This window comes from Bacillus cereus group sp. TH152-1LC, from assembly GCF_027710505.1.
Lineage (GTDB): Bacteria > Bacillota > Bacilli > Bacillales > Bacillaceae_G > Bacillus_A > Bacillus_A mobilis.
The window spans coordinates 747,940-760,226 of the sequence record NZ_JAQFNK010000001.1 but is presented as its reverse complement, the minus strand read 5'-3'; the positions used below and the strand labels follow the sequence as shown (position 1 = coordinate 760,226).

Here is a 12,287-nt window from a genome sequence, read left to right as displayed (position 1 = left end):
TTCATCAATTTTACTCATCAAGACTCATTTTTTCGAAATGCAACACTACTGTCCTACCTCTACTTTACCGTTGCAATTAGGACATTTTTTAACTTTTTTTATTTTTAAACTACCAACAATTAAATCCGCCAATAAATTATTATCTAACGTACCAAAATTATTAATCATTCCCTCATCAGTAAAATAATAAGGATTTCTAATTTTTTGTAATATATTAGGTCGCTCTTTGGTAATATTAAATTTTTCAAACAGTTCTAAACCAAGCAAGTTGCAAACCTTATTCATATGATTCATCTTTTTATTTATCCTTTCTTATTGCATCTTTTCCTTCTTTTATTCATTAACTTCATAATGATTATAATGCCTAATATTGCTTTTGAGTAAAAAACAACAATTTATGCGAAAAGAGCGTTTTTATTTATATTATCTTTCTAAATTTTAGAACATAAACTGCTGCAAAGCATAAGCTATTTGTACATTTTTTTCTTTTTCAAATCTTTCTCTCTTCTCTTTATCTACATATTCATCATGATAGTGCATGATAACTATTTTTTCTTGAATTTCTTGTGGTAATTTTTTTATGTCTTTAACCGACGCATGAACCGGAATCTCTATATCCTTTAAGTGTACATCGTGAAAAATAGTTTGAATAAACGGATGTATCTTTGTTAAAAAATCATAATCCACTAAAGAATCTCCAGAGAAGTAGAAATATTTCTTAGCAAGCATCCCATAACTAGACATTCCATCGAAGTGCTGTGTTTTAACGATTTCAAATTCAATACCATCGATGAAAAAACTATGTCCTTGTTTTAATGGCTTAACCACAAAATAATCTTCTAGTGTATGTAACGCACCAACTCCATATAGCAAACCTTGTCTTACCGTTTCCCAAAGACCGTCAACTAAATCTTCAGCTATATATAGGTTAGGCTTTCTTCCTGTGACAAATTTATTGAAATAGGCGAATTGCTGAACGCCATTAATATGGTCTTCATGAAGATGAGTGATAAATACATTTTCTACGTCTCCAAGGTCCATACCTAATTTTCTTAAGGCTGCCCTATTTGTTGCTGGAAAGTCAATTACTAGATTTGTATTATCAAACTCTAACAAAGCACTATTATGTCCCTGCTCGAATGCAAAAGCGTCTCCTGCGTTTAAAAATGTTAATTTCATTTCCATACACCATCCTAAGTATTTTATTCATGTTAATTTCATCAAATTTCGTATGATTTTACGCTTTTTCTGATTCCTAATTCATAAATCATAACTATCATACCATTTTTAAAATTCTCTATGTATAAAACACGAAAAAACCTGTTAAGTAATAACAGGTTTAAAGGTCATTCATAATTCTCATCTATTTTACGGATATTTTATTTCTCATCATATACCCTTTTCACACTCATCCGCATGAATTCACTGTTATCACAATGTTTTGGTTGTTCTCTGAATTATCATCAAGCATAATATGGATATTGTTGCTTGCACACTGAAACTTAATGGTATTGCTATCCATGAAATGTATAACAAACTCTTCTTTTTTCCCAGTAATAGAAATCATAGTTCTTTCTACTGCCCATACTTTCAGCCTATCAAAAATAGCAACTAATTTTTTTGAATTTTGTACACCAATCTCTTCTAATAATACAAAATCAGCAGGATGTTCTTTAATATTTAAACAAAACATATTCAGAACCTGTACAACTTTTTTTGAATTTGTAGTTTTTATTTCTAAATCTTTGTTTATTTCCAATGACATATTTTTTCTCCTTCTTACTGTAAAAGTTATGTACTGCTTTTAACTTACTAAAAACCAACCATTTCAACACTTTTAATTCTATTTTATAAAAATTGTACTATGTATTTACACATTAAGGTGAAAATTCTCGATTTACCCATAGTTATATTTTATTCCAACCATAATTCCTGGTTATATCTATCCTTACTTTCTATCACTCTTAGTACCTCTCCATCTTTCCAAACCTGAACCTGGCGCTCTGAGTAAAATTGTCTCATAATCATTTCCTTATCTGGATGAACAAGAAATATATGACTTCCTTCATAATCCTGTTCCACTAATACGTAAATAATCACAATAAACGCTCCTTTTTGTGTTCATATATTTGAAAATAGAAAAAGGCAACAGATATCATCCGCTGCCTTTGAGAATGTTAACCTATTACATTACTTCTAGTACCTCCGCTATTGGGTCCGGTCTCTCTTAGGTTACGTATATATAATTACTTCTATTTTTCATTATCCCTTTTTTAAAAAGCAGTTTTTGTCATATTATATTTTTATGCATTCTTAGTCACATGAAATAACACGTATTACGATGATAATTTATCTATCAATTTATCAATAGCTTCTAAGTAAGATAGTCTAGGATGCCATCCGATTAACACGGAAATACCATGTTCCTCGATGAATTGTTTAGGAATGGATTTTCGTTCTGTTTCTTTTTTATCCCAAAAAGAAAATACATACTCGCTTTCTAAAACATAGACTTCATTTGTTTCTGAAAATTTAATAATAAAAAATCCAATTCCACCATGTTCTTTTACGCTTTTTAAATGGAGAATCTGATGTTCATGGATATTACTTAACGGAAAAGAAGTCTTGCTATTTGTTTCTTTTGCTTCAAAGTCTATGTATCTACCTTTATATAAACCATTATAATCTGTAGTGGATGGTGTTTTAAAATAGGCTTCTCTTATAGTCGCTGCACTTCTTTTGGGGTAGTCAACCTTTACAATCTGGATAGGCGTTGGTTTTTTATGTATAACTGCTAAACCTCTTTCTAAATAATATTGATTGGTTTGATTAATATCATCTTCAAAAGATTGTCCCCTATTGCTGTGTGTCGTTATCTTATTATTTTTTTGGATTTTTTGTACTTTCTTTTCAGGATTAGCATTCGTTGTTTCTTTTTTTGAATTTCCAACGAATTTTTTCCCATTAGGATAATTGAATTTCATATGAAAAATCCCCTTTCTTATATGTATTATACCAATACTTATAATTAGAAAATAGGCTTTGAAAAAATAAAAAAAACGCTAGATACCCGCTAGCGCTTACATTGTTTTAGTTTTTTATAAAATGCCTAAGCCTTTTAAACCACAATAAATTCCATCTTTATCAACGGATGTTGTTTTGAATTTTGCATGTGCAAATAGTTTTGGATGAGAATTCCCCATTGCCACGCCAGCGCCTACAAATGATAACATTTCTATATCGTTCAGACCATCTCCAAATGCCACAGCTTCTTCCTTACTGATATTTAAATAGCTTAATAACGTTTTGATTCCTTCTGCTTTAGAAGTTTCACTTGATAATACATCTGCACAATTTAAAGTTGTATTCCAAGGTGCTAACCTCAATCCAGAAATAGTATCATGATAACTATTTAATTCATCTTTTGTATTGCAATATAGATTCATTTGAAATACTCCATCTAATTGTTCTAGATTATCTGCTAAAATGGTTCCCTTGAACTCAAATGTATCTATTGCTTCTTGTACCACTGGATGACTTTTTTTCGTGTAATATTTTGTTTCTAGTCCACTACAAGAAACAGCATCCCCCTTTTTATTCGCTAATTGAATGAATTCAGAAACTATTTCTTCTGATAGGTTTTGTTTATAAACTTCTTCTCCGTTATAATTCACATAAGAGCCGTTAAATGTAATGGTGGAAGTGATTCCTAGTTCATCTGCAATATGTTTTGTTTCAAAACTACTTCTACCAGTAGCAATTACGACTTCTATACCTTTTTCTTTTAATTCTTTAACTGCTTTTTTAGTTGATTCTGGAATTGTATGGTTATGAGATAGAATAGTTCCATCAATATCCAAAAACACAATTTTATATTTCATTTGGACACTTCCCTTCGATGCTAATTAATTTCAAAATAATTATCTAAATCCTTTATTTTCTGTTCTTGATAATTTTTCTGTCATAATACAGAAAAGCAGAGAATACTCTCTGCTTTTCCATTGTCTTATTCGTATTTTTTAAATATTAACGTAGCATTATGACCACCAAATCCAAGAGAATTACTTAAAACATACTGTAATTCTTTATGAATAGATTTATTTGGTACATAATTTAAATCGCAATCTTCATCTGGAGTTTCATAGTTCATAGTAGGTGGGATAATTCCATCTTGTATAGCTTTGATACTGAAGATAGCTTCTATCGCCCCTGCTGCTCCTAATAAATGTCCTGTCATTGATTTTGTAGAGCTGACATGCAGTTCATAAGCATGTTGACCGAATGTTGTTTTAATAGCTTGTGTTTCAAATCTATCATTCAAAGCTGTGCTCGTTCCATGTGCATTAATATAATCAATGTCTGTTGGTTCGATACCAGCATCTTGCATTGCTTGCAACATGGCTCTAGAACCACCTTCTCCTCCTGGAGATGGACTTGTAATATGGTATGCATCGCCTGTTGCGCCATATCCTACGATTTCACCGTAAATCTTTGCTCCTCTAGATAAAGCATGTTCTAATTCTTCAAGAATCAGAATACCTGCTCCTTCTCCCATAACAAAACCATCTCTATTTTTATCAAAAGGTCGGCTTGCTGTTTGAGGATTAGGATTCAGTGATAATGCTTTAGCAGAACAAAATCCTGCGATTGACATATCTGTTATAGGAGCCTCAGCACCACCTGTAATCATAGCCTCTGCATCTCCGCGCTGGATTACCTTAAATGCATCTCCAATTGCATTTGCTCCTGATGCACATGCTGTAACAGTACATGAATTAATGCCTTTTGCTCCTGTTAAAATAGAAACTTGACCAGATGCCATATCTGGAATCATCATAGGAATAAAGAATGGGCTCACTCTTCTATAACCCTTTTCTTCAAATGTTCGAAATTGCTTTTCATATGTATCCATTCCACCAATACCAGAGCCAATCCAAACACCTATTTTTGTTGCATTTTCTTCAGTTATTTTGAATTCTGCATCTTTTAAAGCCATCATAGAAGAAGCTACCGCATATTGCGTGAATAAATCCATTTTACGCGCTTCTTTCGCTTCAACATATGGAGTCATATCAAAATCTTTTACTTCTGCTGCTACTTTCACAGGGAATTTCTCTGAATCTCTTTTTGTTAATTCTCCTATTCCAGAAATTCCATTTGCAACGTTATTCCATGTCGTTTCGACATCATTACCTAACGGAGTCACACAACCCATTCCCGTAATAACAACTCTTCTCTTCATGTTTTTCGCCCTCTCTATATTAGTAATTCCATCGTAAAGTAATAGCTCCCCATGTTAAGCCACCACCAAATCCGACAAGAACAATAACATCATCTTTCTTAATCCTTTTATTCTCCAATTCATCGTATAGAGAAATTGGAATAGATGCTGAAGATGTGTTTCCATATTTATTTATAGTAATAGAAACTTTTTCCTTCGGCAAATCTAATCTTTCTCTAGCAGATTCGATAATTCTTATATTTGCTTGGTGTGGTACCAAGAAATCTACGTCCTCTTTAGTCAATCCTGCTTTTTCAATGGATTTAATTGCTGTTTCTCCCATTTGCCTTACTGCAAATTTGAATACTTCTCTTCCGTTCATTACAATTTTAGAATTAGAATATAGATGTTTACCACCTGAGCCATCTGCACCTAAATCAAAAGATAAAATTCCTTTTCCGGGTTCGGTTTCGCCTAACACTACAGCACCGGCTCCATCACCGAATAATACACAGGTATTTCGGTCTTCCCAATCTATGATTTTAGATAACTTTTCTGCTCCAATAATTAAAGCATATTTATAAGTTCCTGCTTTCAAAAACTGTTCTGCTGTGGACATAGCGTAAATAAACCCTGTACAAGCAGCACTTATATCAAATGCAGCAGCATTACAAGCTCCTATTCTATTTTGAACCATTGTTGCTACAGATGGAAACGGATAATCTGGTGTAGCCGTTGCAACTATAATTAGTCCAATTTCTTCAGGTGATACATTTGCTTTTTCCATAGCTTCTAACGCTGCAAGGTAAGCCATATCTGAAGTGTTTACTTCTTCTGGTGCAATTCGTCTTTCTGCAATTCCAGTACGAGTGAGAATCCATTCATCCGATGTATCAACTATTTTTTCTAAATCTAAGTTTGTTACTATATTTGAAGGAACGTGTTTCCCAACACCAAGAATCCCGATATTTTTCATTTCAAACACTCCTTTTATTATGATGTATTATAACTAGGTGCCAATTTATTTGTAACAAAAAATAATAATCCCTTTCTGAAGATAAATTATGAAAATATAAAAAAACTTCTTTTCTTCATATAAATATAAGAAGAAAGAAGTTTTTGTTGATTCTATTTGACTCTTCCAAATTCGATATCTGTTCCGTTGCTGGTTACAGTTAATTTGTCCCCTTTGATGGAATATGGAAGTTCAATTTCTTTTTCACCTATTTTAATCGTTATCACTTTTCCGTCTGCTGTATATTTCCCTTCTATCTTGTCATTAATCACTTCAGCAGAAACTGTTCCATCTTTTTTGAAATCATAAGTAGATACTCCTGCTAGATTGTCTTCCCATTTTCCGATTAACTCTTTGTCTGTCCCGCCACAAGCCACTAGCATAATACTCAGTAAAAACACAGAAATAGCTAACAATGATTTCTTCATAATTTCCCTCCAAAGGTTTTTTTATCCAACATGGATTAACCTTAACAAATATATGAAACTATGTAAATAAAAAATAACCAATTCCAAAACATAGTTTCACTAATATTCCTCGACAATTTCATACAACTTATTTAAAAGTATGTTAAAATTTTGAAAAAACATTCAGGAGGAAGTTTTATGTTTAAAACTTACAAAGAACTAAAGGAAAGCTATTTAAAAAAATTTGAGGTAATTGTAAATAAGTTAAATAAAAACTCGGTTTATACAGAACATGAAGTGAAAATAGGACCTAAATCAGTTTCTTATAAGACGAATGATTATGGTACACCTACTTTTAGTTCAAAATTGGAAGAAACCTTTGAAAATCACGCAGTGATTACATTTGAATACACGGAAAAAATTAAAAAAGATGAAATGTATGAAAAATCAAAGGAATATTACAAAGGACAAAAACATTTCGAAGAATTTTTTGATTTAATGAAAACGTTTTGGTTTGAGTATATCCAAGTGAAAAAATTGGACGGCATGATTTTCATCAGCACCAATGAGTATTTTGATGAGAACCTAGTGGAATATTTCAAGAAAAAATTCACTGTAAAATCTAATAATCCATATCTAACTGAGATTATTAAAAAGAAAACAAATCAAGAAGTATTTTATATGTTATCTTCAAATACACTTCAAGGAAAAGTAGAACAATTTATGGAAGTTAAAGGGGAACTTAGTCAATTAATAACAGTAGAACCTTTATTAAAAGCTTATGATAGTGAATTCTTTAAGCTGTTTTACGAATCCATTCCTGTAAATTACGCAGGAAAACAAATAACAATGGCATTTGTTAACGATTCGGATTTTGATACATTAGAGTTAACTAAATTAAATGATACAGAGAATGAGAATGAAACTGAAAAAGTAACTCTTCCTTCAAAAAGCAAAGAATTGCATAATTACTTTGTAAATATCAAGGATGAATCTAAACTTTTAAACCTTATCACAAATCCAATGTCTAATTTCAAAGAAGTTTTTTCTCTTTTAGGTTTATCTGTAAAAGAACCCAACAAGTATCAAACAGCAACAACTGTTGAAGCTTACAAAAAGAGAATGAAGAAAATAGAACATCTATTTAATTCACTTCAAGAGATAACAGATTGGGAATTTGTTGAATCTGAGATGGGAATCATATTAAATGAAATTCATTCAGGAAATGCAGACCCAATCATAGATTCTATTAATATGAGTAATAAAAATAGGTTAGTAGTGCATCAATTCAATACACAACAAAAGACTTATTTCTTCGCATTAAAACGAAAATTCTCTATCGTAAATGATTTTTATACACATGATAATGAAGATGATTTTGAATTATTTGTTTCAGATACCGAAGAAAGCGCGGATTTACAACAGTTTGTATATTCTGTTGCAGTACAAAAATAAAAAATCAACACAAATAAGCATCCTACTCTTAGTTTAGGATGCTTTTTATCAACTTCAGTGAAAATATCTTCACTAAAGCAAAAGAGTAATTTGGTATAAAGTTTATTACTTAATACCAAACTACCCTTTTCCACAATTTCTTTTATCTTAACATTTCAGCAGTATTTGTAATTTCTGATGTAGCCTCATTAATTTGATTCAGAACAACATCACTTTTCTTTATCTCTTCAAAGACCACTTCAGTTTTTTCCTTTGATTGTTTTACTGCATCTATAATTTGATTTAAAAATTCAATTGTTTCTTCCGTTACTTCTTGATTTTTAACAATATCTTGATTAAATGCGATTACAGATTGTCTTACATCCTGAACCTGGCTCGAAATTCCTTTTACTAACTCAGCAATATCTTCTGCTGACTCTTTTGTTAAATCAGATAGATTTCGGATTTTATGTGCTACAACTGCAAATCCTTTTCCATGCTCCCCCGCATGAGCAGACTCAATGGAAGCATTTAATGCCAATAAGTTAATTTCGCTAGCAACAGAGGATACAGCTTCTACTACCTTGGATATCTTTTGACTTAATGTATACATTTCATTGATTTCAATCTGTAGAGATGCAATTTGTTTCTTTGTCTTTTCAACGGATTCTTTCTCTTGTCCCATTCTAACTTTTCCATCTTCAGATAAAGATTCAACTCTCATAATAGCCTGATGTCCGTCATCTGTTAGTGTTTGGATGTTCGCAAATTGAGAAACCAATCCTACCAGAGATTCACTTGTTTCTTCAGCAATAGCAGATAATTCATGAGCTGTTTCTTTCATCTGTTGACGAATTTTCTCTTTTTCTTTCTCTTTTTCTTCACGATTTTCTTCTTCTCTTCTCTCATAAGAATCTAGCACTAATTGTTGTTCTAAACTAAAGATTTTTTGTAAAGAATCAATTGCTGCATACAATTCTTCTCTGTTCTGAATTTCCTTGTAAAACAATTTGATAATAGAATTCATCAATTGTTGAAACGCATTTACATACCATTTCGTACCCAATCCAATTCGCACATGAACATGAGCAATTTGTTTTCGTTGTGCTACATATTCTGAATTTACTTCCCCTGAAAAAATTTTAACAATGTGGTTATACAATGTTTTCCCAAGCTTCTCTACGTTGCTATGTTTATTTATAATTTCTGTTAGTGATTCTTCTTTCGTAATTGTATCGTAAAAGTCACTTACCAAGCTTTCTACATTAGATTCGATAATTGGTTTTAAACAATACAATCTTTTTACATCATTTTCAGTTAATCCTATCATATCAACTTGAGTATGTAGTTCTGCTGGCAATCGAAAGTCCACCTGCACACTTTCTAAATCCTGAAATACTGACATTTCTTTTTTTCTTCCGAATAAAGACATATTTGTATATCTCCCTTTGTTGTCTATTTATCTTGTTGGTCCCCTATAAGATACAAAATGTATTATACATGAATTTTATTTAAGAATGCGCTTTCCATACATTTTTTTAAAATACCAGCAATTGTTTTAATAGTTAAAATTTTCACCATATAAAACGATGCAAATTCATAAAAAAAGTCGGATATTCTTTAACAAATATTCATAAACTCATGTACTATGTTAAAAAACATACATAAAAGGAGATTTTAAAAATGAAATTTACTGTAGAAACAAAGGAATTATTAAAGGGATTATTCGTAAGAAATATCGTCTCAAACAACGCAAGTATGCCAATTTTGAAAACATTTAAATTAACTTGTAACGACGAAGGATTAGAAATCACAGGTAGTGATGGAGATATCACTATGACTTCCTTTGTTCCAAGAATGATTGAAGAAACAGAGGTTGTAGAAATCAAGCGACCAGGTTCTATTCTATTACCATCATTATTTAATGACATTGTAAAAAAATTACCTGGAGAAAAAACAACAATTGAGGTTGCTGATAACAATATCGTTTCTATCAAATCGAAAAAGTCACGATTCACTTTAAATGGAATTAACGCTGAAGAGTATCCACGAAACCAATTTAAAGAAGATGTGGAACCACTAGTCTTTAAAGAGGCTGAATTAAGCAGCATCTTCAATCAAACTTTATTTGCAGCAAGTGATAACTCTGCGCGACCAATTTTATCTGGTATCAATATGGTTTTAGAATCTAATAAACTACTGATTCAAGCAACCGATAGCTATCGTTTCGCTAGAAAAGATTCATCTTTTTCAAAACCAGTATTACCTTTTAATATCGTTATACCTAAAAAAACGATGAAAGAATTTTTAAAGGTAATGGATACTGGAGATAAAGAAGTTGAAATCCATATCAATGATAATCAAATCTTATTTAAAACAGAAAAAGTTTTGATTTATTCTAGACTTATAGAAGGTAAATTCCCTAATGTATCACAACTAATACCTACACTTAACAATACGACATTGCAAATCGATAAAACGCAATTTAATCAAGCGATTGAAAGAGCAACTGTGTTAGATGATGCTGGAAAAACAATTGTTAAATTAACGATTTCCTCTTCTTCTTTAGTTATTGATTCTAATCAGATTGGAATTGGGAAAGTAACTGAAGAAATTGAAATTCAATCATTTGAAGGAGATGAATTGAATATTTCATTTAATGGAAAGTATTTAAAAGAGGCTTTCAAAAATTTCAAAGGTGACATTGTTTCTTTACAACTTAATGGACCTATGAAACCAGTTGTTTTATTGGATAACGTAGATGAAAATTATCTTCAACTAATATTACCAATCAGAACATATTAAATACATGTAGATGCTGTTTATTCAGCATCTTTTTTACATAAATAGAGCTGCTCACAAATGTTTATATTTGTGAGCAGCCACAGTTAAATCCTTGGATAGTCATGATGAAACTTCTTTGATGTATTTATATTATTTCCTTATAAGAAATTTTTCATTCACTTTTACATTTTTCAATTGGTTACTTTATTAATTTTATAAAGCTTTCCATTCTATTCAATGCTTCTTCTATATTTTCCAAACTATTTGCAAATGAAATTCTTAAATGCTGGTTTCCACCATACGTGAAAACGTCACTTGGAAGAACCCCTACTCGCGCTTTTTCTAATAGTTGTTCACTAAATTCAAAGGCATTCATACCGAATGGTGCTACACTAGGAAATGCATAGAATGTACCTTCAGGCTTTATAATTTCAAATCCTAATGTTTGAAGTCCTGAACAAAGTACATCTCTTCTCTGTTGATATTCTCTCTTCATTTTTAACACTTCTTCATTACCATGTCTTAATGCATCACGTACCGCAGCCTGTGCCATCGTATTAATACCCGTATTTAAATATTGATGTGCTTTTAACATTTCCGTTGTAATATATTCCGGACCAAATATAAACCCAATACGCCATCCCGTCATAGCATGTGACTTCGATACGCCATTAATTACTACCACTTTATCTTTCATGGAGTCAAATTGTGCAATAGACGCATGTTCTTCACCGAAAGTTAATTCACTATACAGTTCATCAGAAATCACAAAAATCTCTTTCTCCTCTAGAACCTCTACTAGTTCTTTTAATTCATCCTTAGTAAGGATTGCCCCTGTTGGATTAGACGGATATGTTAGTATCAATACTTTTGTTTTATCTGTGATATGTTTTTCCAATTGTTCTTTTGTTAATTTGAAATCACTTTTTGTTGTATCAATTGGAACTAATTTGCCGCCACACATATCGATTACCGGTTCATAACCTGGATAAGCTGGCGTAGGAATCAATACTTCGTCTCCTTCAACCAACATTGTTTTTAAAGCCATAAAAATCCCTTCAGTTGAACCATTTGTAATGACAATTTCTGTATTCGGGTTATATTGCAAGTTATAATTCCGAATCATAAATTCAGCAGCAGCTTTTCTTGTTTCTAATAAACCAGCTGTCGGTGCATAGAATGTATAATTCATATCCAGTGCAGCCTTCCCTGCATCTTTAATGAATTTTGGTGTTTTAAAATCTGGTTCACCTATGGTAAGAGACACGACATCCTGATAACTTTTAATTTTATCTGCTATTTTTCTAATTCCGGATATTTCTATCGAACGGATTGTTGGATTCAAAAGATGTTTCACAATTAAAAACTCCCTACTCTTTTTTTGTTTTATTGCTTTTTTATGTACAAATTCCTATAACTTAGATTC

13 protein-coding genes are annotated in these 12,287 nt (G+C 31.5%); 2 read left to right on the top strand and 11 right to left on the bottom strand.

Going from position 1 to position 12,287, the window contains the following annotated elements; all coding sequences use genetic code 11:
* Positions 1-45: 45 nt before the first annotated feature.
* From PDL00_RS03975 to PDL00_RS03935, 9 genes are all read right to left on the bottom strand, one after another.
* Positions 46-294 (bottom strand): hypothetical protein, encoded by a 249-nt coding sequence (locus PDL00_RS03975; RefSeq protein ID WP_270726649.1) that lies wholly within the window; start codon positions 292-294, stop codon positions 46-48.
* 144 nt (positions 295-438) lie between these two features.
* A complete protein-coding gene (locus PDL00_RS03970; RefSeq protein ID WP_270726648.1) occupies positions 439-1,179 on the bottom strand; it encodes an MBL fold metallo-hydrolase in 741 nt (246 codons plus the stop codon).
* 229 nt (positions 1,180-1,408) lie between these two features.
* Complete coding sequence (locus PDL00_RS03965) at positions 1,409-1,765, bottom strand: hypothetical protein (protein WP_270726646.1); 357 nt, start codon at positions 1,763-1,765, stop codon at positions 1,409-1,411.
* 149 nt (positions 1,766-1,914) lie between these two features.
* The gene (locus tag PDL00_RS03960; RefSeq protein ID WP_270726644.1) at positions 1,915-2,100 is read right to left on the bottom strand and encodes a hypothetical protein; all 186 of its coding nucleotides are present in this window, start codon (positions 2,098-2,100) and stop codon (positions 1,915-1,917) included.
* A gap of 236 nt (positions 2,101-2,336) precedes the next feature.
* Complete coding sequence (gene recU, locus PDL00_RS03955) at positions 2,337-2,984, bottom strand: Holliday junction resolvase RecU (protein ID WP_270726642.1); 648 nt, start codon at positions 2,982-2,984, stop codon at positions 2,337-2,339.
* Positions 2,985-3,098: 114 nt separating this feature from the next.
* Positions 3,099-3,881, bottom strand: coding sequence for a Cof-type HAD-IIB family hydrolase (locus tag PDL00_RS03950; RefSeq protein ID WP_270726639.1), 783 nt, complete (start codon positions 3,879-3,881; stop codon positions 3,099-3,101).
* Positions 3,882-4,006: 125 nt separating this feature from the next.
* Positions 4,007-5,242 (bottom strand): beta-ketoacyl-ACP synthase II, encoded by a 1,236-nt coding sequence (gene fabF, locus PDL00_RS03945; RefSeq protein WP_270726634.1) that lies wholly within the window; start codon positions 5,240-5,242, stop codon positions 4,007-4,009.
* Between the two features lie 19 nt (positions 5,243-5,261).
* Positions 5,262-6,197, bottom strand: coding sequence for a beta-ketoacyl-ACP synthase III (locus PDL00_RS03940; protein WP_270726632.1), 936 nt, complete (start codon positions 6,195-6,197; stop codon positions 5,262-5,264).
* A 152-nt stretch (positions 6,198-6,349) separates the two neighbouring features.
* Positions 6,350-6,664, bottom strand: coding sequence for a DUF5640 domain-containing protein (locus PDL00_RS03935; RefSeq protein WP_270726629.1), 315 nt, complete (start codon positions 6,662-6,664; stop codon positions 6,350-6,352).
* A 177-nt stretch (positions 6,665-6,841) separates the two neighbouring features.
* On the opposite strand from PDL00_RS03935, the gene PDL00_RS03930 reads away from it, so the two are divergent.
* Positions 6,842-8,098 (top strand): hypothetical protein, encoded by a 1,257-nt coding sequence (locus tag PDL00_RS03930; protein ID WP_270726626.1) that lies wholly within the window; start codon positions 6,842-6,844, stop codon positions 8,096-8,098.
* Between the two features lie 142 nt (positions 8,099-8,240).
* Here PDL00_RS03930 and PDL00_RS03925 read toward each other — a convergent pair whose 3' ends face one another.
* Positions 8,241-9,509 (bottom strand): globin-coupled sensor protein, encoded by a 1,269-nt coding sequence (locus PDL00_RS03925; RefSeq protein WP_270726623.1) that lies wholly within the window; start codon positions 9,507-9,509, stop codon positions 8,241-8,243.
* A gap of 251 nt (positions 9,510-9,760) precedes the next feature.
* On the opposite strand from PDL00_RS03925, the gene dnaN reads away from it, so the two are divergent.
* On the top strand, positions 9,761-10,882 hold the full coding sequence (dnaN, locus tag PDL00_RS03920) for a DNA polymerase III subunit beta (protein WP_270726620.1): 1,122 nt from the start codon (positions 9,761-9,763) through the stop codon (positions 10,880-10,882).
* Between the two features lie 178 nt (positions 10,883-11,060).
* Here dnaN and PDL00_RS03915 read toward each other — a convergent pair whose 3' ends face one another.
* Positions 11,061-12,218: an aminotransferase class I/II-fold pyridoxal phosphate-dependent enzyme gene (locus PDL00_RS03915; RefSeq protein ID WP_270726618.1), complete on the bottom strand. Its 1,158-nt coding sequence runs from the start codon at positions 12,216-12,218 to the stop codon at positions 11,061-11,063.
* Positions 12,219-12,287: the final 69 nt, after the last annotated feature.